Source organism: Actinosynnema sp. ALI-1.44 (assembly GCF_001984155.1).
Taxonomy (GTDB): Bacteria; Actinomycetota; Actinomycetes; order Mycobacteriales; family Pseudonocardiaceae; genus Kibdelosporangium.
Genome location: NZ_MTQO01000041.1, coordinates 46507 through 68251 on the forward strand (window position 1 = coordinate 46507; position 21745 = coordinate 68251).

Below are 21745 nucleotides of genomic sequence, written 5' to 3' on the forward strand. Positions count from 1 at the left end.
GGACGAGCCGTTGGGGCTGGTGGGGTACGCCGAGCTTGGTCACGGGCTTAGGCGGCCCGGCGGGGCCGTACCCGAACCGGTTCCTGAGCCTCTTCGCCCTCAAGGTGTGCGACAGGCCCGACTCGAACGCCACAGCTCAGCTTCCGCCCGGCTACGAGGGCGAACGGAAACGCGTGACCGTGTCGGGTGCGTTGACGGTGAACTATGTCGGCAGCTCCGCCACGATGGCTGCGACGCCGCACAAGCGCGGTTAGGTCGTTGCCTGGCTGTCCTTCGCGGCAAGGTTGACCATGCCGAAGATCGCCTCGGCTATCTGTCGTTCCTCGGAGGGCAGCAGCAAAGGCAAACAGCGAGCGGCTTCACCCGTTCGGGGAGATTCCCATTCGGTGCGCGAGTCCGCGGAGCTCACGTCCACCGGCGTCGCGGCGAGCGCGGAGCAATTCTCCCGATACCGCCTCTCGCACGAAGACGTCACCTCGAATGTGTTGAGGCGCGAGTTTCTCGGCCTTGAGCAATGTGGCGAGGCCCTTGTCACGCGTGCGTTTCTCGCTGAGCAGGGCGCGGCCGACGTTCGCATGGAACACAGCCTGCCGGGCCGGGCTGGGAATGGCGTCGATGTGGACATCGCGCGCGATCTCGGCGACCTGGGCGCCGTCACCCAGCTCCACGCCGATCCCGAGCTGGCTCACATCCTCATGGCCTTTCGACCTGGCAACCGGGTGTGGTGATCCGGTCAGCTCAACCGGGGACACTCGCAGCGCGTGTGCCAGCGACTCAAGGGTTTTCCGCTTCGTAACGGGACGTTCACCGGTCTCGATGCGGGACAGATGCCCAACCGACATGCCGGAGAGCTCGGCCAGTGCCGTCAGGCTCAGGCCACGCCAGCCGCGGAGCTCCCGCACCCTGCGCCCGATGTGGGTCTCTTCGATGTCCACGTCGCACCTCACAGTGAGAGCCCTCGTGGTCACTCATCGTACGCGGGCATGGCGGACGACTGGCCTTGCCTGTCGCTAAGGTTTCCTCGTTCGACTCGAGCAGTCCCCACCCATGAATGGAGCATGACTGTGGCTGTTTCCGCAGATCTGGCGAAGCAACTCGACAAGGCATACGAGGAGAAGACCGTTGCCGAGCTGCTTGACGCGCCAGTCGCCGCGCTGGCGGGTGTCAGCGAGGGCGACGCGGAGAAGCTGGACGCCGCCTTCGGCATCAAGACCGTTCGTGACCTCGGCACCAACAAGTACTTCCGGCTTGCCGCGGCACTGAACGACCTGGACGCCGCCACGAAGTAGCCGAGCGAGGTCGAACCTGTGCCCCGGCGGGTGGTGCCCCGCCGGGGCACAGGTGTGTCTGAGGCGTGGGTCACTGTGGTGACCAGCGGGAATCAACCGCGGCCCCGAGTGGTTCAACTGCATGCAAATGCATATACTTTGCCTGACGGCGAGGAGGAGCCATGCAGTTCGGAGTGTTCTCGGTCAGCGACATCACTCGCGACCCGGTGTCCGGCGAGACCCCGAGCGAGGCGCAGCGGATCGACGCGATCGTCCAGATCGCCAGGAAGACCGAGGAAGTCGGCCTCGACGTGTTCGCCATCGGTGAGCACCACAACCCACCGTTCTTCTCGTCCTCGCCGACCACGCTGCTGTCGCACATCGCGGCCTTGACCGAGCGGTTGATCGTGACCACGGCGACCACGCTCATCACCACCAACGACCCGGTGCGCATCGCCGAGGAGTACGCGATGCTGCAACACCTGTCCAAGGGGCGCATGGATCTGATGCTCGGCCGCGGCAACACCGCGCCGGTGTACCCGTGGTTCGGCCAGGACATCCGGCAGGGACTGCCGTTGGCGTTGGAGAACTACAACCTGCTGCACAGGTTGTGGCGCGAGGACGTCGTGGACTGGGAGGGCAAGTTCCGCACGCCGTTGCAGGGCTTCACATCCGTGCCCCGTCCGCTGGACGACGTGCCGCCGTTCGTGTGGCACGGCTCCATCCGCACCCCGGAGATCGCCGAGCAGGCCGCGTTCTACGGCAACGGGTACTTCGCCAACAACATCTTCTGGCCGAAGGAGCACTACATCCGGCTGATCGAGTTCTACCGGCAGCGCTACGCCCACTACGGGCACGGCACCGCCAAGCAGGCGATCGTCGGCCTCGGCGGGCACGTCTACCTCGCCAGGAACTCCCAGGACGCCAAGAAGGAGTTCCGGCCGTACTTCAACGCGGCACCGGTCTACGGCAACGGTCCGTCCATGGAGGACTTCATGGAGATGACGCCGTTGTCGGTCGGCAGCCCGCAGGAGGTCATCGACAAGACGCTGACCTTCCGCGAGTACTTCGGCGACTACCAGCGGCAGCTGTTCCTGCTCGACCACGCCGGTCTCCCGCTCAAGACCGTGCTCAACCAGCTCGACCTGCTCGGCGAGGAAGTCGTTCCGGTGCTGCGCAAGGAACTCGCGGCCAAGCGCGACCCGGAGGTGGCGGACGCGCCGACGCACGCCAGCCTGGTGAAGGCCAAGTACGGTGACAAGGCGCCGCGTCAGCCGCGCCCGAACGCCAACCGGGGCGACAACGTCACGGGTGCCTCGCCGTACCAGGACAGCGCGCCGGAGCTCGAAGCCAGCTACCCGGCGCTGTGACCGTGAGCACCAGCAGCACAGCCAACGCCGCGTGGGAGGCATTGATGTCTGCCTATGCGGTGTTGATGCGGGAGTTCGCGGCCGAGGACGTATGGCGGGAAGTGTCGATGCGTGAGTACGACGTGCTGTACACCCTGTCGAAATGCCCCGAGCCGCTGCGGATCGGTGAACTGCACAAGCACCTGCTGCTCAGCCAGCCCGCGTTGTCGCGGATGGTGGACAGGCTCGTGGAACGCGGGCTGGTCGAGCGCACGACCGCGCCGGAGGACGGCCGTGGCGTGCGGCTCGCCCTCACCGACACCGGGCGCAAGGTCCAGCAGGACATCGGCCGCCCCCACGCCAGGCACGTCGCCCGCGCGGTCACCGCGCGGGTCAGTGCCGACGAACTGAGGCAACTGGAAGCCATCTGCCGCAAACTGGCGGCACAGGCGGAGGAATCATGAGCACGTACAAGCTGGTCGTCGTCTCCGCGGGGACCAGTGACCCGTCGTCCACCCGGCTGCTGGCCGACCGCGTCGCGCAGCGCGTCGACGCGCTGGCGGGTGCACGCGGCCACAGCGTCGCGCTCCGGGTGCTGGACTTGCGTGAGCTGGCAGGCGAGATCACCACCGCGTTGGTGTCGCAGCTGACCGGTCCGAAGCTGGCCGCGGCGGTCGCCGCGCTCGGCGAGGCCGACGGGATCGTGGTGAGCACGCCCGTCTACAAGGCGGGTGCCAGCGGTCTGCTGACGTCGTTCTTCCAGGTCCTGGACAACGACCTGCTGATCGCCAAACCGGTCGTGCTGGCCGCGACCGCGGGCACGGCACGACACGCGTTGGTCGTGGACGACCAGTTGCGCGGGTTGTTCGCGTACATGCGGACCACCACCGTGCCGACGTCGTTGTTCGCCTCCACCGAGGACTGGAACGACCCCGCGCTGCCCAAGCGGATCGACCGCGCGGCGTTCGAACTGGTGCTGCTGATGGAGAGCGGCTTCGCCCAGCGGATCAGGGACGAGTCGTGGAACGCCTACCAGCACGAGTTCGGCAGCGCGGGCGGCACCGAGGTCGGCATCGACCTGGACTCCGACATGATGCGCCTGGCCACCGGCGGCTCCGCGACCTGATTACGTAGGTATCACCGACGCGAGCACCCCCTCGCCGCTGCGAGTCTTCAGGCATGATCTTCCACGGAAACCGTTTCACCATCAGGCCGGAAGCCACGCCGGAGCAGCTGGAGGAGGCACTGGAGAGCCTGCGCAACCAGGGCCGCTCGATCCCGTCGGTGAAGTCCTTCGTCGTCGGCCGCGACTACGGCGGCGAGTACGAGTGGGGCGCCACCTTCGTGATCGAGGACCTGGAGGGGTACTGGGAGTACCTCGTCCACCCGGCACACCTCAACACCGACCGGGTCGGGCTGCCGCTGGTGGACAAGTTCGTGTCCTTCGACATCACCGACGACCCAGACCCCGAGATCGGCGAGAAGATCGCCGCACTGCACAAGAAGCGCTACGACACCATGTCCGACATCCGGGACCTGGTCGCCGGTCTCGGCGAGTACAGCGGCGCCGCCGCGCCGACTCCGCTTGACGAGAAGGCGGAATGACCATGACCGTGAGCGATCACCACGAGCTCACCCGGATGTGGGTCGACATCTGGAACGGTGACCTCTCACTGATCGACATCGCGGTGCACGAGGACTTCGTGTCGCACACCGCGCCGCTGGCGGGCGGACCGGTCGCGGACTCCCACGGCCGGTTGAGCCTGAGCGGCTGGATCAGCGCGAGCCACACCCTGCTCGAGGACCTGACGTTCACGGTCGAGGTCGGGCCGCTGGTCGACGAGCCGCACATCGCCCTGCGCTGGTACGCCACGGGAACCCACGACGGACGGTCCGTCGGGTTCCACGGCACCGACCTGCTGCGCGTGGCCGACGGCCTGATCGTGGAGTACTGGCTCAGCGCGGACAGCGTCTGGTTCTCCCAGCAACTGGGAGTCCGGGAGCTGGCCCCGCTCGACTGAGGCGCTCAGCTGATGTCCGGCAGGTCCCTGAGCTGCCTGCGGGAGCTGATGCCGAGCTTGCGGAAGATGTTGCGCAGGTGGGCGTCGATCGTGCGGGGGCTCAGGAACAGCCGGGCGGCGACCTCCTTGGAGGTCGCCCCGGTGGCCACGAGCCGGGCGATGTGCTGCTCCTGCATCGTGAGCTGGTCGTAGGTGGGCGAGGTGCGGCTGCGCGCCTGCTCACCCGTGGCGCGCAGTTCGTCGGCGGCGCGGGTGGCGAACGCCTCCATGCCGATGGTGGACAACTGCTCGTGTGCGGTGCGCAGGTGTTCGCGGGCGTCGGTCCGCCGGTTCTGCCTGCGCAGCCATTCCCCGTACAGCAGATGGGCCCTGGCAAAGGCCGGGGCCGCGGTGCCGGTGTCGAGGTAGTCGATCGCGGCGCGGTAGTCGTCCTCGTCGCCGGTCACGAGGGCACGGGCGTACGCCGCGACACCCAGGCCCCGCGGTGAACCGCTGGCCTGTGTCCGCTCGGTCAGCGACTCCAGTTCGGCCGCTGCGATGTCGTTCTCCCCGCACCGCACGGCCGCTTCGATCAGCTCGGGCTGGCTGATCCCGGCGACGTACAGGTCACCGGCCGCGGTGGCCTTGCGCGCCGCCGCCATCGCCGTCGGGTATTCGGCGAGGCCGTTGTGCACCACGGCAGTCGCCCAGTCCACGTTGGCCGCCAGCTGGCCGATTCCCAGCGCTGTCGCCACCGCCGACGTGGCCCCGAACAGCTCGGCGGCCTCCTGGCGCCTGCCGCGCATCGCCACGAGGTGGATCCGGGCGTACACCATCGGCGGCTCGCCCATCGCGTCGGCGATGGCTTCCTCCTCGGCGATCGCGTCGATCGCCCGGGACAGCTCGCCGCGCAGCGTCGCCGAGACCGCGGTCTGGGCGAGGCCGAGGCGCAGCACCATCGGCGAGCCCGAGGTCCGGCCGGTCTTCACCAGCCAGTCGACGACGGCGGCGTGCATGTCGTAGTCCCACAGTTCGCCCGCGACCATGGTCGCCAGCGCCGGTCTGCGCGTCCACACCGCTCTTTCGTCCGCGAAAACCTGTCGCAGCAACGGAACCGCGGTCTTGTGCCCCTCACTCGCGAGTGCCATCAAGGCGTCGAGGAGGTCGACGGTGCCCGGCTCGGACCGGACCGTGTCGCGTGCCGTCTCGAGGACCGTGTCCAGGATCCCGCTGGAACGGCCGACGAGCATGGCCATCTCCACCGCGTCGAGGAAGCACTCCCGCGCCCACGCCGGATCCACGTCGGCGAGCCGTTTCGCCGCGCGCATCATGAACTCCGGCCCGCTGTCGTCGGTGTGCCGGGTGAACGCGATCTTGCCGCGCAGCAGGTCCGCCTTCGCCTGGCCACGCGTGTCAAGCGGGCTGAGTTCTACTGTGGACAGGAGGTCCGCCGCGGTCTCGGCCCCGCCCGCGTCCAGTTTGGCCTCCACCGCCGCGAACGTCCGGTCAAGGCGTTTGTCGCTGTCGGCGGACAACGCCGCCGCCCGTTCCAGGAACGCGGCGGCGGCCGCCACCCCGCCGCGTGACCTCGCCCGGTCCGCGGAGCGCTCCAGTTCGCTCGCCACGGTCTCGTCCGGTCCCGTGCCGGACTGCGCCCGGTGCCACGCCCGGCGGTCCGGGTCGGTCTGCGGGTCCGTCGCATCCGCCAACGCGCCGTGCGCGGTGTGCCGTTGACCCGCGTCGGCCGCCCGGTACACCGCCGACCGCGCGAGCGGATGGCAGAACCGCACGCGTGTGCCGAACTCGACCAGCTCGGACGCCTCGGCGGCGCCGCCCGCGGCCGGGGCGATCCCGAGCTGCCGGGCGGCGGCCCACACCAGACCGGGGTCACCGGTCGGGTCCGCGCTGGCGAGGGTCAGCAGCAGGCGCACGTCGCCGGGCAGCCCGGCCAGCCTGGCCTGGAAGCTGCGCTCGATCCGGCTGGCCGTCGACGAGGCGTCCGGCATGGCGAACCCACCGGCTTTGGGCAGTTCGAGCAACGCCAGCGGGTTGCCCCGTGCCTCGGCGACGATCCGGTCCCGCACCTGCTCGTCCAGCGTGCTCGCGTGCAGCAGCGCCCGGGCGTCCGTGTCCGTCAGACGACCGAGCGTCACACCGGGCAGGCCATCCAGCGACGTCGGCTCGTCCTGCCCGTCTCGGGCGGCGAACACCATGGCGATCGGCTCGGAGCCGATCCGCCGCGCCAGGAACGTGAGCACTTTCGCGGACGCGTCGTCGAGCCATTGCGCGTCGTCGATGAGGCACAGCACCGGCTGCTGCTGCGCCACCCGGCCGAGCACGTCCAGGGCCGCCAGGCCGATCGCGAACATCTCCGGTGTGCCGGTGGCCAAGCCGAACGCGATCCGCAGCGGCTCGGGCAGGTCGTCCTGGTGCCCGAGCACCTGGTGCAGCACGGCGAACGGCAGCTCCGACTCGAACTGCGAGCCGGACGCCTCGATCACCGTGAAATCCGCCGCCGACTGGCGGACCCGCTCGAGCAACGCGCTCTTGCCGATACCGGGCTCCCCACGCACCACCAGCGCCCCGCCGGAGGCCTGGCGCGCGGCCCCGATCAGGTCGTCAAGGCGTCGGATCTCGTCGTTGCGGCCGATCAGCATGGCATGAACAGTACCCAGCGGCCTAGCCGGGCACCTTGTCCAGGAAGCCGTGCACGTGCTTGATCCGGCCGTCCGCCAGCACGATCACGTCGAAGCCGACCACCACCGCGTCGTCGCCGAGTTCCCAGGTGAACCGGGCGACGTCGTGGTGGCCGTCGACCGGGCCGAGCCGGAAAGCCATGCCGGCGAACTGGTTCTGCACGGCCGCGAGCATCTGGTCGATGGCCTCGTGCCCGGTGACCGACGCCAACGGGTCGGTGTAGGTGGCGTCCGGTGTGAACACCTCTTCGACGATCAGCCTGCGCTTGGCCGGGTCGGTCTCGTTCCAGCTGTCGATGTACCGCTGTGCGATGGTCTCGTGTTCGCTCATGGCACAAGCATGTCCAGTCCGGTGCCCCTGGTCGATTACGTCCGAGGTCACCGAGCCGACTACCGTGTGACCCCTCACCGGCCCCGATTGTCCACAGTGGAGTTGCCATGCCCGAGTTGCGGCGAGTGTTCGCCAAGGTCGGATCGACAAAAGCGTACGCGTCGGTCGGGCGGCTGTTCGCCCCGCTCGACCGCTGGATGATGCGCGTCACAGGCAGCAAGTTCGGCCTCGGGTCGGTGTTCGGCCTGCGGACCCTGCTGCTCACCACGGTCGGCCGGACCAGCGGCCAGACGCGCCAGGTGCCGCTGCTCTACATCGAACGCGACGGCGGCTACGTCGTCATCGGCTCGAACTGGGGCGGCGAACGGCACCCGGGCTGGTCGTCGAACCTGCTGGCCGAGCCGCGCGCGCTGGCGACCGTGCGTGGCAAGCAGATCACGGTACGCGGCAGGCTGTTGACCGGCGCCGAGCGGCAGCAGACGTGGGACGCCGTGGCCGCCTACTGGCCCGCCTACACCAAATACGCCGAGCGCGCCGAGCGTCGGGAGATCCGGGTTTTCCTGCTGGAACCCGTCGTGGAGGACTGAGCCGAGTTGCCAACCAACTAGTTGGTTGGATACCGTGCGGCCATGCGGACAGACGTGTGGGCGACGGGCCTCGGCGCCATGACACCGCTCGGCGGCGACGTCGGCACCACCTGGGCCGCCATGCTGGCCGGGGCCAACGGCATCCAGTCGTTGACCGAGCCATGGGCTCGTGACCTGCCTGTACGGATGGCGGCGCGCTTGACCGACGACCCGGCGGACGCGTTGCCCCGTGCCTTCGCGCGCCGTCTCGACCGTGGCGAGCAACTCGCGATCGTGACCGCGCGCCAGGCGTGGGTGGACGCGGCCAGTCCCGAGGTCGATCCGGACCGGCTCGCCGTGGTCATCGGCACCGGCGTCGGCGGCGTGCTGTCCACGCTCGGCCAGAACCACGTCCTGGAAACCCTCGGGCCGCGCAAGGTCTCGCCCAACACCGTGCCGATGCTGATGCCCAACGGGCCCGCGGCCTGGGTGAGCATGGACCTCAACGCCCAGGGCGGGGCGCACACGCCGGTCAGCGCGTGCGCCTCCGGTGCCGAGGCGATCGCGGTCGGCCTCGACCTGATCCGGGCCGGTCGCGCCGACGTCGTGGTCGCGGGTGGCACCGAGGCGTGCCTGCATCCGTTGCCGCTGACCAGTTTCGCGCAGATGCGTGCCCTGTCGGCCGACGACGGCGAATCAGACCGCGCCTGCCGCCCGTTCGACGTGGCACGCAACGGGTTCGTCCTCGGTGAAGGTGCCGCGATCGTGGTGCTCGAACGCGCGGGCCACGCCAAGGCGCGCGGAGCCAAGGCGCACGGCGTGGTGCTGGGCGCTGGAATCAGTTCCAGCGCAGTGCACATCACCGCGTCGGACACACACGGCCAGATCCGGGCGATCACCAAGGCACTGCGGGATTCCGGCGTCGACCCCGGCGACGTGGGGCACGTCCACGCGCACGCGACGTCCACACCGCAAGGAGATCTCGCCGAGGCGCAGGCGATCGCGAAGGCTGTCGGCGTTCATCCCGTTGTCACCGCGACGAAATCCATGACCGGGCACCTGCTCGGCGCTTCCGGTGCGCTGGGTGCCATCGCCGCGATCCTGGCGTTGCGAGACGGGAAAGTCCCGCCGACCCGCAACCTGGACACGCTCGACCCGGAGATCGACCTCGACGTGGTGACCGCAACCGCGCGGCACGGGCGGTGGACGACCGCGCTGGCGAACTCGTTCGGGTTCGGCGGCCACAACGTCTCACTGGTGCTGGGCCCACCCTGACACCCCGTGCAACCAATGTGGCCTTCGTTGCACTGGGTGGAACCAATGTGGCATTGGTTGCACTGGGTGGAACCAATGTGGCATTGGTTGCGCGGGGTGGAACCAATGTGGCATTGGTTGCGCGGGGTGGAACCAATGTGGCATTGGTTGCGTCCGCCGACCGCTATTCGGGGCGGAGCATCCGGCGGGCCAGGTCGATCACCTGCGCCCGAACCTGCGTCATGTCGGCCGACTCGGGCAGTACGGTCCTGGTGAGCTGCGGCACAGCTGACGGCCACGCGGCGAGACCGATCAGGAACAACATCGTCACCGCGGCGCGGGTGCCCGGCTCGGTGCCGAGCGTCGACGCGAGCGTCTCGACCTTGTCCGCGTAGTGCCCCGCCCTGGTCTGCTCGTCGGGCAACTCGCCGTCACCGTAGTGCAGCGCTTCCCACAGCATCAGCCGCAGCACTTGCGGGTTGTCGCGGTGGAAGTCGAAGAGCCTGCCGACGTACTCGAGCAGATCGCCGGACGGCTGGCCGACGGCCTCGGTGTGCTCGGCGAGCGCCTGGCTCACCACCGCCTCGAACAGCTTCTCCTTGCTGCCGAAGTTGCCGTAGAGCCGTTCCTTGTTGACACCCGCCTGCTTGGCGATGCGTTCCACGCGTGCGCCCGCGATGCCGTACGCGGCGAACTCGTCCCGCGCGGCGGCGAGCAGCTTCTCGCGTGTGGACAGTGCGGTCACCCCGAACATTCTAGGACCGTTCGGCCGTCCACAGACCCGGCACGCCTCGGGTAGGGTGAGTTCGCCGGGCCGCACGGACCGGTTCCGTCCAGGCAACCAGGAAGCCGGTGTGACTCCGGCACGGTCCCGCCACTGTGACCAGGCCACGGTCTGGGAGTCAGGAACTGCCCTGAACGGATGGCCCAGCTGGGACGAGGACATCCCGGACGGAGTGGTGACCATGCGTTTACGGGCGTTGGCCCTTGCTGTTTGCCTGGTGTCGGCGGGGTGCGCGAGCCAGCCCGCAGCGGCACCGCAGACAGCTCAGTCGGCGGTGACGGTCGACAACTGCGGCAAGCAGATCGCGTTCGACCGCGTGCCCCAGCGGGTTGTCGGGTACTACCAGCACCCCACCGAGATCATGATCGCGCTGGGACTGCGGGACAAGCTCATCGGCATGGCGTACCCGGACAACGACCCGCTGCCCCGGTACGCGGCCGACTACCGGTCAGTCCCGCGGATCTCGGACAAGGACGCCTCGTTCGAACAGGTCCTCGCCAAATCGCCGGACCTGGTCTACGGCGGCTACGACAGCGCTTTCGAGGACAAGTCCGGCCGCTCACGGGACACGTTCGCGGGCGCGGGCATCAAGACGTACCTCAGCCGTGAGGCGTGTCTCGACCGCGCGGTCACCATGGACGACGTCTACGAGGAACTCCGCACGGTCGGCGGCATCTTCCAGGTCCCGGACCGCGCGGACGCGCTGATCGCGGACATGAAGGCGAGCATCACCAGGACGACACAACGCCTGACCGGCGCCGAACCGCTGAAGGTCTTCGTCTACGACAGCGGCGAGGCGACGGCGTACACCGCGGCGGGAACGGGAATCGGCACCGAGATCATCAAGCTGGCCGGTGGTCGCAACGTGTTCGCCGACGTCCAGAAGGACTGGGCGGACGTGTCGTGGGAGCAGGTGCTGCAACGGTCGCCGGACTTGATCGTGGTCTACGACTACTTCGGCACACCCGCGCCGGACAAGAAGATCGAGCTGTTGCTGAGCAAGCCGGAACTGGCGAACGTCCCGGCGATCAGGAACCGCCGGTTCGCCCGGCTGACCCTGCAGGACACCGTGCTGGGTGTGCGGGCGCCGTACGCGGTCGAAACCCTGGCAGCCCAGGTGCACCCAGACCGGACCCCATGAACCCCGTCACCGACAACGAGGTCACGCGGGCACTCGCGCATGTGACGACCCTCGGCGGCATGTTCACGATCCAGCCGGAGCACCAAACGGGCGGCGGACTCCTCGGCGCGGAATGCGCCGACCACGCGGCCATCGGTGCTCGCCTGGCGGCCGTCGGAGCGTCGTACGGCACGGACGAAGTACGGGTCGCCGCGTCCATGCTCCAGTACGAGTTGTCCGCGCGGCTGCTGGCCGTGCTGGTGGGTACGTGGAGCCACCACCGCATCGTGGTGGACCCGGCCGGATTCACCGTCGGCGCGGACCGTGGCGCGTGGCAGCTCGCCGCGGCGCGACATCGAGCGTGGCGCGCGACTGACGTACCGGCGAGCCGGATAGTGCACCTGGTCGCGGGGCGCCTGGAAGTACTGCACCGGACGATTCGATCCCACACGCGGATCGCCGACGGACTGCTGTGGGGCAACGTCGCCTCGACGGCGACAGTGGTCCTGCACGGTATCGAGGAACCCGGCCCGCTGGCTCGTGCCCGCGCGCTGGTCTCCACCGCGCTCGAGGTGGACCCGTTGCGGCACCGGCTGGACGGGACCGTCGGCGGGAAGATCACCCGCAGGAGCTGCTGTCTGTACTACCGCACGAACGATCCACGGCCGTGCGAGGACTGCCCGCTGACCGGCGCCACGGTCACCCGGCTCAGGAGGTCCGGGTGACCCGTGCGAGGTATCCCGTGGTCCTGGTCGTCCTGGCGGCGTTCCTCGGTGTGTCGATGGTCGCCGGGATCGCGATCGGGTCGGTCGCCGTGGCACCGCTGGACGTCGTCACCGCTGTGCTGCACCGGATCGTGCCGGATCTCGTGGCTTCGACCGGGCCGGAGTACGTCGACGCCCTGATCGCCACGACCCGTGGACCGAGGGTCGTCGTCGGCGCGGTGGTCGGCGCCGGGCTGGCGACAGTCGGGATGGTTCTCCAGGCGCTGGTGCGCAATCCACTCGCGGACCCGTACCTGCTGGGTGTCTCCTCGGGTGCGTCGGTCGGTGCGGTGATGGCGATTCTGTCCGGTGCCATGGTGTTCGGGGTGGCGACGACGTCGATCGCCGCCTTCCTGGGGGCCTTGGTCGCCTTGCTGGTGGTGTACTTCGTGGCACGGGCCGGTGGGCGCATCACGACCATCGGCCTTGTCCTTGCCGGAGTCGCCGTCGCCTACGTGCTGTCCGCGTTGACCAGCCTGATGTTGTTGCTCGCGGACAGTGCCCAGCACGCGCGTCAGGTGCTGACGTGGTTGCTCGGTGGGCTCGGCGGGTCCACCTGGGCGTCGATGTGGCTGCCGTTGACGGCGGTGTGCGTCGGGCTTGTGCTGCTGATGGCTCGTGCCCGCGCCTTGAACCTGCTCTACGCGGGGGAGGACGCGGCCGTCGCGATGGGCTTGGACGTGAGCCGGTTCCGGGCGTGGATGTTCGTGCTCACCTCTGTGCTGACCGGACTGCTCGTCGCGGTCAGCGGGCCGATCGGCTTCGTGGGGCTGATCCTGCCGCACGCGGTGCGGTTGGTCGTCGGCAGCGATCACCGGCGCGCGCTGCCCGCGGCGGCGCTGGCCGGGGCGTCGTTCCTCGTCCTCGCCGACATCGTGGCGCGGACTGTTGCCTCGCCGCAGGAAATCCCGGTCGGCGTGTTCACGGCGCTGTGCGGTGGCCCGTTCTTCCTGTGGCTGGTCCGACGGCAGGCGCGCAGGGGAGCGGCGGCATGACAGCACGTGTCGAAGTCGAACACGTCAGCGTCGACCTGAGCGGCAAGCGGGTCGTGCACGACGTGTCGTTCGCGGTGCAGCCCGGCACTGTGGTCGGTGTCGTCGGCCCCAACGGGTCGGGGAAGTCCACTTTGCTGCGTGCGGTGATCGGCATCCTCACCCCGGCAACGGGTTCGGTGCGCATCGACGGGCGTGACGTCGCCAAGACCAGACCACGCGACCGCGCGAGTGTCCTCGCCGCTGTCCTCCAGGACACCACGGGTGACTTCGACCTCACCGTCGACGACGTCGTGATGATGGGACGTGCCTGCTACAAAAGGCCGTTCGAGGGCGACGACACTCGCGACCGGACAATCGTGGCCGACGCGCTCGCCGCCGTCGGCGCCGCGGGCCTGGCGGACAGGCGGTTCGCGTTCCTGTCCGGCGGGGAACGCCAGCGTGTCCTGATCGCTCGGGCGATCGCGCAACAACCCCGGGTGCTCGTGATGGACGAGCCGACCAACCACCTGGACCTCAGACACCAGTTCGACGTGCTGGCGTTGCCGCGCGAATTGGGCATCACGGCCGTGATCGCACTGCACGACCTGAACCTGGCCGCACACTACTGCGACGAGATCCACGTGCTGCACCACGGCAGGCAAACCCGATCCGGCACGCCAGAGCACGTCCTCGACCCCGCTACACTGGCGGAGGTGTACGGAGTGACTGCCGCTGTCGCGCCGCACCCGGCCACCGGGCGGCCGCACATCACCATCGACCCGACCAAGAGCGTCCGCCATGGATGAGAACCTGATCGAGACCGTCGGGCTCGTGCACATCCGCGACCGGCGCATGCTGCTGGTCCGTGGGCACGGCAAGCACGCCTTCTACCTGCCGGGCGGGAAGATCGACCCGGGTGAGGACGACGAGACCGCGCTCACCAGGGAAATCATGGAGGAACTGGGCTGCGCGGTGGTCGGTCTGCGCGGGTACCGAACGGTGGCGGAACGCGCCTACGGTCAGCCGGACGGCACGATGGTCGCGATCTCCTGCTATTTCGGCGAACTGGACGGCGACCCGGCCCCGATGGCCGAGATCGCGCAGATCGGCTGGTTCACCCACGGCCAGTACGCCCGGCAACCGGAAACCGCCCCAGCCGCGCTGCGGATCATGGACGAGCTGCGGGACCTCGATCTGATCGCGTGAGAACGGGCCGGTCCCCGGGTGGGAACCGGCCCGCTTCGCCGCGCGGGTTTACTTGATGGAGAACGAGTCGCCGTAGACCTTCCACGACAGCGGGGTGTTGAGGTCGAAGTTCTTGTTCTTCAGGAACACGCGCTGTGCGGTGTCGACCCTGCTGGTGTCGGAGTGCGCCTCTTCCTGCTTCATCGCCCACACGCGGGCGTCGAGGAACGCGTTGAGGTACGCGGTCTCGTCGCCGCCCTGTGCTGGTGGTTTCGCCTTGGCCAGCGCGCGCTTGCGGATGCTGCTGAAACTGGTCGCGTCGCCGCCGTCGCCGTGCATGACGATGGCGTCGTAGTAGGCGAACTGGCCGAGGGTGCGCAGGCCGTCCTGCTTGGCGCGGTTCACCGCCGGGTTGAAGTACACGCGGTCACGCTCGAACTCCTGGGCGTCCTGGAAGACCTTGTCCTTGGCCGCGGTCTTCCAGTCCTTGGTGTAGTTGGGGTCCAGGCCTTCGTGCGAGTCGCTGCCGTCCACGCGTTCCAGCGCGGGCAGGTACTTGGCCAGGACGTTGCCCGGTTTGCGCTTGGTGTACTCCCGTACGAGTTCCAGCATGTCGTGCGTGCCGGAGCAGAACCCGATGATGCCGCCGGTGTAGCCGCGGCCGTCGTCGATGTCCTCGATGTACTTGAACTGCGCGCGCCAGTCCAGTGAGGAGTTCTCCGCACTGGACACGATCTTCATCGCGATCTCCTTCTTCGCGGGGTCGTCCAGCCCGACCGCCGCGACCGCCGCCGACTGCTGCGGCGTGTCCGGCATGCTCGCCTGCGCGGTCACGCCCGCGGCCGGCATGAGCAGGCACGCGGTGCAGACCGCGGCGAGCGTACGGGTCATCTTCACAGGGTTTCTCCTCGCTCAAGTCTCACAACTGTGTGGGTTCAACTCTGTGGCGGCGAGTGCCAGTGAGCGTGACACGCGTGCGGAACCCCGGTCAACACTGTTAGGAAAGTTTCCTAACTAACATCGGCGTGCGACGCCCGAATTGTTCAGTTCTCCGATCCGGAAAGCGGAATGAGCCGGATGAACGGGACGAACGGGATTTGGGACCCCTCCCATGCGGATGGTCCTACCGTGCCGACATGACGGACGCGATGATGCGTGACGGGCGACAAACGCGACCGGGCCCAGTACAGGTCGCTGTTGCCCTTTGGTGGCTCGCTGCCTTGCTGACGGCGCTCATCGCGTTCGTCACCTTCGCCACGGTGGCCGACAAGATCCGCTGGGACGACATGCCGAGGGTGTTCGCGAACGCCGCGTTCATGATCGTCGTCGCGATAGTGACGATCACGCATTTCGGCCGCGGCAAGCCGGTGGCGCGCGTCGCGCTGACGGGGATGGCGGTCTACTACGTGTGGACCCTGGTCATCGGTGTGACAGTGCTGGTCGCGGGCGAGTCGGAGGCGAACGCGGTCATGGTCCTCATCGAGGTGACACGCACGCTCTTCGTGGTCGCCGCGGCGATCCTGTCGTTCACCCCGAGCGCGCACACCTACTTCCGCTCTTACAACCTGTATGCGACACGCGTCAAAGCCACGGTCATCGCGGGCTTGGCCTGGTTGGTCGCGGTCGCGGCGATGGCCGTGATCGTCGCGGTGTCGTTCATCGACAGCCTCCCCAGCCACGGTCGCAGTTGGATCGACTGGGCCACGGGCACGAACGCGATCGCTTCGGCTCTGGTGACCAGTATGGTGCTCTGCCTGCTGCCGACGTACGTGGCGATAGTCCGGCAGTTCGAGTACGGCAGGCAATGGGCGCGGGTGACGTTGTGCGTGCTCGGCGTCGCATTGAGCCTCCTCGCGGTGGTCCAGGCCCTCGACGTGTTCGACGACAGGCGTCCGGAGACGCTGGAGACGGTCGGCGCGGTGCTGTGCCTCGTCTTCGTCGCAGCGGTCGGTGTGGGCTTCGTGCTGTCCTACCTGCCCGCGGTCAACGCGCACTTCCGGCAATCCCCGCGGCCGGGGGACGGCCTGGGACCGCGCGGCTACCACTTCAGCTGACTGTTCCATAACGCGTCTTGGGCGGTTTCGGCTTCTCGTCACCTGGATTCAGCCCTCGCTGAAACGCCTTGTCTTGTTAATTTCCAACCGTCAGCCTGGGTATCAGGTTGGCGCCGCCGTTTCATTCCCTGCCAGTGAAGGAACCGGCGTATGAGACTCTCGACATCGCTCCTGGCCGTCGTGACCGCGGCGGGCTTGGTCTGCGCGCCCGTCGTGGCCACGGCGGGCACTGACGGCAACGGCATTCTCGCGACGGACGTCGCACCGGCTCCGGCGTGGGTGCGGGCCATGCCCGCGCCCGCCAAGGTCCACGGCGTCCAGGCCGCGAAGGTGCTCACCATCCAGTACCAGATCCAGCAGACCGGTTACTGGTGCGGACCGGCCGCGACGCGGATCGCCCTCTCGGCCAAGACCGGGAACCTCCCGAGTCAGCAGCAGCTCGCCAACGAGCTGCCGACCACCACCAACGGCACGGACTGGATCGGCCAGGTCACGCGCGTGCTCAACAACAGGCTGGGCACGAGCTACTACGAGACCAAGGAAATGCCCAACGATCCGCCGACGCAGGCGCAGCGCGACCTGTTGTGGCGCGACGTCGTGTACGACATCGACCGGGGATGGGCGATTGTCGCCAACATCGTCGCACCGGCCAACAACCACCCGCCTGGTTACCCGAACTACACCGTGTGGCACTACTTCACGGTCATCGGGTACGACAGCTCGAACTCCAGTGTCAAGATCGCCGACCCGGCGAACTTCGGCGGCTACCAGCAATACTGGATCTCGTTCAACCAGTTGGCGACGTTGATTCCCCCGAAGGGCTACTCGGCCTGATTCCCGCCGCCGTCCGGCTCTCCTCCGCCCTGCCGGGGAGCCGGACGGTCCAGTAGTGCCACCCCTCGTCCGGACAGGGTGTGCACGGCCGATCCGTTGCGTCGCTGGGTGATCACCAGGCCCGCGGCGCGCAGGACCGCGGCGTGCTGCGAGGCGCCGGACGGTGTCGTGCCGGTCGCGCGAGCCAGTTGCGTGGTGTTCAGGCTCGGGCGGTCCGCGATGGTCCGCAGCACCGTCGCCCTGGTCCGGCCGAGCAACGCCACCAGCGTGTCCTGGGTCGGCGGCCGGCCGGGCCCGCCCGACGTCGCCCAGCCGATGACCGGGTCGATCGGGTACGCGAGCACCGGTTGTGTCGTGGTGTCGACCAACGACATCGGTGTCTGCCAGCAGAAGAACGACGGGACGAGCACCAGTCCGCGGCCGTGCAGGTGCAGGTCCTGGTCGACGGGGTAGCCGACTTCGAGGACCGGCGCGGTCCACCGGATCGACGGGTGCAGCGTGGACAGCACGTGTTCGAGGCCGTGTGTCATGGTCAACCCGGCGCGCAGCGACCATTCCGCGGCGACGTGGGATTTGAGCACCTGGGCGTACGGCAGCAGCGCCTGGGCGTGGTAGTGCCGGATCCGGTCGGCCAGCTTGCGCATGACGTCGACATCGCCGGATGCCAGCCGCGACGCCCAGCCCGGCAGTCTGGTCTGCCCGGCGAGCCTGCTCATGTCCGCGCGCAGTGTCGCGCTGCTGGTGCTCAAGAGCGCTTCCAGCCCGTCGTCGAGGTCGGGGCTGTCCACATACGGGGTCAGGAAGTCCGGTGAGTACCCCTTCGGCGGGGCCAGTGTGGTCAGCATGTCGCTGGATGGTCCCAACGCCGCGCGTGCGCCGCGCCGCCACGGCCCGTACACCGCGGCGCCGTGCCTCGTCTGCAGCAGGTGCAGGCTGAGCAGGACCTCCCAGAGGGGATGCGGCTGTGCCCTGATCCGTATCCGGGTGAGGTCTTCGGTCGTGAAGTGTATCCGTAGCATCAGCGCCCCCGATTGGCCACCGCGGAATTGTCGCACCCCTGGAAGTCCTTCTGAAGCTTCGCCGGGTGAACTACGTGGTGGCCATCCGGTTTGGCGCGGGCCAGTCGTCGCTCCGGAGCGCTGCCCGGCGATGACGGGACTCGTGCGGGGAAGGCGCAACAGCCATCGCTCGATAGTCTACAAGTGACAGTCACTTTAGGACTTCTAGAGTGTCTTGTGTGGACGACATCGCTGTCGGGGCTGGAGTTTCCCCGCCGTGTGTGTCATCCGCCCTTGACATTCGCGTTCGCGGTCTGCTCACTGTTCGGATCGGCCCGGAGTTCGGTGCCCGATCGATCAACGGGTTACTGTGTGGCAGACCTTCACGGGTCTGCTTTTCCTGGGGGTTGTCTTGAGGGGAGGGACAGACATGCCTCAGCCTGGCATGCACCGCGCGATCGTCGCGGTCGACGTGGAGGGGTTCTCCAGCCGGACCGACCTGCACCAGTCGGCCGTGCGCCGCAACCTGTACGAGTCGCTGGAACAGGGTTTCAACGAGGCCGGGATCCCGTGGCAGGCGTGCGACACCAGCCAGGACCGGGGTGACGGCGTGCTCGTGCTCGTGCCGCCGGACATCGCGCACACCAACCTGGTCGACCAGTTGCCGCACCGGCTGGCCGCCGCGCTGCGCCGCAACAACGCGATCTACGCGGTCGAGGCGCAGATCCGGCTCAGAGTGGCCGTGCACGTCGGCAAGATCGACTTCGACGACCGCGGAATCGCTGGTCACACGGTCAACTTCACCTGCAGGATGCTGGACGCCCCCGTGCTCAAGGCGGTGCTGGCCGCCTCCCGCGGGGTGTTCTCGCTGATGGTCTCCGACTGGTTCTACCGCCAGGTCGTCGAGCCGGACCCGGCGATCCGGCCGGACACGTACCGCGAGGTCTTCGTCGGCGTGAAGGAGGAGTCCGCCACCGCCGCGTGGATCCGGCTGCCGGAGGACCTGCTCAAGACGGCCGACCCCGGCCAGGCCATGGCCGACGTCGACGTGGAGATCCGCCGCTACGGCCTGCCGACCGGCCCGGCGGCGGCCAGCACCCTGCACGACGGCGAAGGCCTGCGGGAACACTGGGACTTCCGGCCGGCGGAACTGCCCGCCGCCGACTACCCGGCGCTCCCATCGGGCCAGCCGCGCCAGCGCCTGATCGACCGTCTGCAGCCGTTGGTCCGCACGGTCGTCGGGCGGGTCGTCCCGGCCAAGTCGCCGCGGGCGGAGTGGCATTCGCCGAGGGAACTGCCGCACGACGTCCCCGGTTTCAGCGGCCGCACCGCCGAGTTGGAACGCCTCGACGCGCTGCGGGCCGCGGTCGGCGTCGCCGTGATCGACGGACCTGCCGGTGTCGGCAAGACCGCGCTGGCCGTGCACTGGGCGCACCAGGTGGCCGCGGACTTCCCCGACGGCCAGCTGTACCTGAACCTGCGTGGCTTCGACCCGCACCAGCGGCCGATGTCCCAGGCGGACGCGTTGCGCAAACTCCTCGGCGCGCTGGGCGTCAACGCCCAGCGCATCCCCGCGGACCTGGACGAGCAGACCAGGCTGTTCCGGTCAGTGGTCACCGGGCAGCGCGTGCTGATCGTGCTGGACAACGCCCGCACCGCCGAGCAGGTGCGCAGGCTGTTGCCCGGCCACTCGACCTGCTTCGTCGTCGTGACCAGCCGCAACCGGCTGGAAGGGCTGATCGCGTGGGACGGTGCGGTCCGGGTGAACCTGGATGTGCTGCCGCAGCCGGACGCGATCGCGCTCGTCACCGACATCGTCGGGGAGGCGAGGGCCGCCGCGGAACCGGACGCCTGCGCCGAACTGGCCAGGCTCTGCGGCTACATGCCGTTGGCGTTGCGGATCGTGGCCGAGCGCGGCGCCGTCCACGAGAGCCTCCGCCTGGCTGACATGGTTCGCGGGTTGTCCGCCGAGCACGATCGTCTCGACCAGCTGTCCAACGGCGACGAGGCGACCGCGGTCCGGACGGTCTTCTCGTGGAGCTACAACGCGTTGCAGCCGGATGCCGCGCGCCTGTTCCGGCTGCTCGGGCTGCACCCGGGGCCCGAGGTGAGCATCGCCGCGGCTGGTGCGCTGGCCGGTCTGGTGCCCGGCAAGGCCCGGCAACTGCTGGACACGCTGGCGGGCGCGCACATGTTGGAGGAGGTCGGGCGCGACCGGTACCGGCTGCACGACCTGCTGCGGATGTACGCCGCCGAGTGCGCGATGGACGCCGAATCCGAACAGGACCGCGACGAGGCCGTACGCCGTGTCCTGAGCTGGTACCTCTACAGCGCCGACGCCGCGGCCCGGCTCCTGGCGCCACAACGCCGTCGCGCGGCGCTGCCGCAGTTGACCGACGGGCAGCAGCAGCCGGAGGCCTTCGCCACCTATCACGAGGCACTGACGTGGTTCAAAGCCGAACGGGCCAACCTGGTCGCCGCGACCCGGCAGGCCGAGCAGGCCGGGGAGTACGCCGTCGCGTGGAAACTCCCGGCCGCCCTGCTCGGTTTCTTCAACCTGCGCAAGCACTGGGCGGACTGGATCAGCGTGCACAAGATCGCGTTGCAGGCCGCCCGCGAGCTCGCCGACCCGTACGCCGAGGCGTGGACCCTCAACAGCCTCGGCATCGCCTACTACGACCTGCGGTGGTTCACCAAGGCCGCGGAGTACTTCCAGCGCGCGCTGCAGATCCGCCGCGAGATCGGCGACCGCTACGGCGAAGGCAGCACGCTGGACAACCTCGGCAACACCCTGCGCAAGCTGCGGCACTTCGACGAGTCCATCGAGTGCTACCAACGCGCGCTCGAACTGTTCCGCGAGATCAGCGACCGCTACGGCGAAGGCAGCACGCTGCGCAACCTCGGCGGCGCCTACCGCGGGCTGCGCCGCCTGGACGAAGCCGTCGACCACTACCGGCAGGCGCTGCAGATCTGGCGGGAACTGGGCGAGCGGTACGGCGAAGGCAACACCCTGAGCAACCTCGGCGACATCCACCGCAAACTGGGGCGTTCCGAACAGGCCATCGAATGCTACGAGAAGGCGCTGCGAATCTGCCGCGAGATCGACAACCGCTACGGCGAAGGCGCTGTGCTGGACAACCTCGGCGACGTCTACGAAGATCTCGAACGCCACGAGGAAGCGATCCGCTACTACAACCAGGCGCTGCGGATCTCCCAGGAGATCGGCGACAATTTCGCCGAGGGCAACACGCTCGACAACCTCGGCTGCGCCAATTACCACGCGCGTGATTTCGAATCGGCCGAACAGTACCTGCGGAAGGCGCTCGTGCTGCGCCAGGAGATCAACGACCGACGCGGCGAGGCGATCACGTTCCACCACCTCGGCGTGGTCTGCTACGCGGGCGGTGACCTCGTCGAAGGGCACGAGAACTGGCGGCGCGCGCTGGAGATCTTCGACGAGCTGACCGAGCCGCACAGCATCCAGATCCGAGTGGGTTTCGACTCCGACGACGACCACGGCGAGGAGGACAGGGAAGCACCGTTCTTCGCCTGACCGGACGATGCCGTT

23 protein-coding genes and 1 riboswitch are annotated in these 21745 nt (G+C 68.6%); of the genes, 17 read left to right on the forward strand and 6 right to left on the reverse strand.

All coding sequences use genetic code 11. From position 1 onward, the window contains the following. The first annotated feature begins 35 nt into the window (after nt 1-35). Complete coding sequence (locus tag ALI144C_RS15400; RefSeq protein WP_076987793.1) at nt 36-254, forward strand: hypothetical protein; 219 nt, start codon at nt 36-38, stop codon at nt 252-254. Nucleotides 255-359: 105 nt separating this feature from the next. Here the strand turns inward: ALI144C_RS15400 and ALI144C_RS15405 are convergent, their stop codons facing one another. Continuing rightward, the gene (locus ALI144C_RS15405; protein WP_083753084.1) at nt 360-935 is read right to left on the reverse strand and encodes a helix-turn-helix domain-containing protein; all 576 of its coding nucleotides are present in this window, start codon (nt 933-935) and stop codon (nt 360-362) included. A 123-nt stretch (nt 936-1058) separates the two neighbouring features. Between ALI144C_RS15405 and ALI144C_RS15410 the strand changes: the two genes are divergently transcribed. The 6 genes from ALI144C_RS15410 (at nt 1059) to ALI144C_RS15435 (ending at nt 4638) form a co-directional block, all read left to right on the forward strand. Then, nucleotides 1059-1289 carry a hypothetical protein gene (locus tag ALI144C_RS15410; protein WP_441297562.1) on the forward strand — a complete coding sequence of 77 codons (231 nt, stop codon included), beginning with the start codon at nt 1059-1061 and terminating at the stop codon, nt 1287-1289. Between the two features lie 161 nt (nt 1290-1450). Next, complete coding sequence (locus ALI144C_RS15415; protein ID WP_076987795.1) at nt 1451-2638, forward strand: LLM class flavin-dependent oxidoreductase; 1188 nt, start codon at nt 1451-1453, stop codon at nt 2636-2638. A gap of 44 nt (nt 2639-2682) precedes the next feature. Then, nucleotides 2683-3081 carry a MarR family winged helix-turn-helix transcriptional regulator gene (locus ALI144C_RS15420; RefSeq protein WP_083753085.1) on the forward strand — a complete coding sequence of 133 codons (399 nt, stop codon included), beginning with the start codon at nt 2683-2685 and terminating at the stop codon, nt 3079-3081. Continuing rightward, nucleotides 3078-3743: a CE1759 family FMN reductase gene (locus ALI144C_RS15425; protein WP_076987796.1), complete on the forward strand. Its 666-nt coding sequence runs from the start codon at nt 3078-3080 to the stop codon at nt 3741-3743. Before ALI144C_RS15420 ends, ALI144C_RS15425 begins: the two co-directional genes overlap by 4 nt. 53 nt (nt 3744-3796) lie before the next feature. Next, the gene (locus ALI144C_RS15430) at nt 3797-4222 is read left to right on the forward strand and encodes a Dabb family protein (protein WP_076987797.1); all 426 of its coding nucleotides are present in this window, start codon (nt 3797-3799) and stop codon (nt 4220-4222) included. Next, a complete protein-coding gene (locus tag ALI144C_RS15435; protein WP_083753051.1) occupies nt 4219-4638 on the forward strand; it encodes an ester cyclase in 420 nt (139 codons plus the stop codon). Before ALI144C_RS15430 ends, ALI144C_RS15435 begins: the two co-directional genes overlap by 4 nt. A 5-nt stretch (nt 4639-4643) precedes the next feature. On the opposite strand, the gene ALI144C_RS15440 is transcribed toward ALI144C_RS15435, so the two are convergent. Together ALI144C_RS15440 and ALI144C_RS15445 are read right to left on the reverse strand one after the other, a co-directional pair. Further along, nucleotides 4644-7274, reverse strand: a complete 2631-nt coding sequence (locus tag ALI144C_RS15440) for an ATP-binding protein (protein ID WP_076987799.1) — start codon at nt 7272-7274, stop codon at nt 4644-4646. 22 nt (nt 7275-7296) lie between these two features. Next, the gene (locus ALI144C_RS15445; RefSeq protein WP_076987800.1) at nt 7297-7644 is read right to left on the reverse strand and encodes a nuclear transport factor 2 family protein; all 348 of its coding nucleotides are present in this window, start codon (nt 7642-7644) and stop codon (nt 7297-7299) included. A gap of 107 nt (nt 7645-7751) precedes the next feature. Here ALI144C_RS15445 and ALI144C_RS15450 point away from each other — a divergent pair, with 107 nt between their 5' ends. Together ALI144C_RS15450 and ALI144C_RS15455 are read left to right on the forward strand one after the other, a co-directional pair. Next, nucleotides 7752-8231: a nitroreductase family deazaflavin-dependent oxidoreductase gene (locus ALI144C_RS15450; RefSeq protein WP_143230667.1), complete on the forward strand. Its 480-nt coding sequence runs from the start codon at nt 7752-7754 to the stop codon at nt 8229-8231. A 42-nt stretch (nt 8232-8273) separates the two neighbouring features. After that, nucleotides 8274-9485 carry a beta-ketoacyl-[acyl-carrier-protein] synthase family protein gene (locus ALI144C_RS15455; RefSeq protein ID WP_076987801.1) on the forward strand — a complete coding sequence of 404 codons (1212 nt, stop codon included), beginning with the start codon at nt 8274-8276 and terminating at the stop codon, nt 9483-9485. A 163-nt stretch (nt 9486-9648) separates the two neighbouring features. On the opposite strand, the gene ALI144C_RS15460 is transcribed toward ALI144C_RS15455, so the two are convergent. Continuing rightward, entirely contained in the window at nt 9649-10209 is a 561-nt protein-coding gene (locus ALI144C_RS15460) for a TetR family transcriptional regulator (RefSeq protein WP_202818956.1), read from the reverse strand. 46 nt (nt 10210-10255) lie between these two features. Beyond that, nucleotides 10256-10396, forward strand: a riboswitch (cobalamin riboswitch). A 33-nt stretch (nt 10397-10429) separates the two neighbouring features. Between ALI144C_RS15460 and ALI144C_RS15465 the strand changes: the two genes are divergently transcribed. The 5 genes from ALI144C_RS15465 to ALI144C_RS15485 are packed head-to-tail and all read left to right on the forward strand — an operon-like array spanning nt 10430 to nt 14312. Then, nucleotides 10430-11389 carry an ABC transporter substrate-binding protein gene (locus ALI144C_RS15465; RefSeq protein WP_076987974.1) on the forward strand — a complete coding sequence of 320 codons (960 nt, stop codon included), beginning with the start codon at nt 10430-10432 and terminating at the stop codon, nt 11387-11389. After that, complete coding sequence (locus ALI144C_RS15470; protein ID WP_076987803.1) at nt 11386-12093, forward strand: (2Fe-2S)-binding protein; 708 nt, start codon at nt 11386-11388, stop codon at nt 12091-12093. Before ALI144C_RS15465 ends, ALI144C_RS15470 begins: the two co-directional genes overlap by 4 nt. Continuing rightward, nucleotides 12090-13127, forward strand: a complete 1038-nt coding sequence (locus ALI144C_RS15475) for a FecCD family ABC transporter permease (RefSeq protein ID WP_076987804.1) — start codon at nt 12090-12092, stop codon at nt 13125-13127. The genes ALI144C_RS15470 and ALI144C_RS15475 overlap by 4 nt, the downstream gene beginning before the upstream one ends. After that, nucleotides 13124-13912, forward strand: coding sequence for an ABC transporter ATP-binding protein (locus tag ALI144C_RS15480; protein ID WP_076987805.1), 789 nt, complete (start codon nt 13124-13126; stop codon nt 13910-13912). The genes ALI144C_RS15475 and ALI144C_RS15480 overlap by 4 nt, the downstream gene beginning before the upstream one ends. Continuing rightward, on the forward strand, nt 13905-14312 hold the full coding sequence (locus ALI144C_RS15485) for an NUDIX hydrolase (RefSeq protein ID WP_076987806.1): 408 nt from the start codon (nt 13905-13907) through the stop codon (nt 14310-14312). The genes ALI144C_RS15480 and ALI144C_RS15485 overlap by 8 nt, the downstream gene beginning before the upstream one ends. A gap of 48 nt (nt 14313-14360) precedes the next feature. Here ALI144C_RS15485 and ALI144C_RS15490 read toward each other — a convergent pair whose 3' ends face one another. Then, the gene (locus ALI144C_RS15490; protein WP_083753087.1) at nt 14361-15182 is read right to left on the reverse strand and encodes a chitosanase; all 822 of its coding nucleotides are present in this window, start codon (nt 15180-15182) and stop codon (nt 14361-14363) included. 245 nt (nt 15183-15427) lie between these two features. Here ALI144C_RS15490 and ALI144C_RS15495 point away from each other — a divergent pair, with 245 nt between their 5' ends. Continuing rightward, the gene (locus tag ALI144C_RS15495) at nt 15428-16345 is read left to right on the forward strand and encodes a hypothetical protein (protein ID WP_143230668.1); all 918 of its coding nucleotides are present in this window, start codon (nt 15428-15430) and stop codon (nt 16343-16345) included. Between the two features lie 150 nt (nt 16346-16495). Further along, a complete protein-coding gene (locus tag ALI144C_RS15500; protein WP_083753052.1) occupies nt 16496-17179 on the forward strand; it encodes a C39 family peptidase in 684 nt (227 codons plus the stop codon). Here ALI144C_RS15500 and ALI144C_RS15505 read toward each other — a convergent pair. Continuing rightward, on the reverse strand, nt 17167-18198 hold the full coding sequence (locus ALI144C_RS15505) for an ArsR/SmtB family transcription factor (RefSeq protein WP_076987808.1): 1032 nt from the start codon (nt 18196-18198) through the stop codon (nt 17167-17169). The genes ALI144C_RS15500 and ALI144C_RS15505 overlap by 13 nt on opposite strands. Before the next feature lie 409 nt (nt 18199-18607). Here ALI144C_RS15505 and ALI144C_RS15510 point away from each other — a divergent pair, with 409 nt between their 5' ends. Next, nucleotides 18608-21730, forward strand: a complete 3123-nt coding sequence (locus tag ALI144C_RS15510; protein WP_083753053.1) for an ATP-binding protein — start codon at nt 18608-18610, stop codon at nt 21728-21730. The last annotated feature ends 15 nt before the right edge of the window (nt 21731-21745 follow it).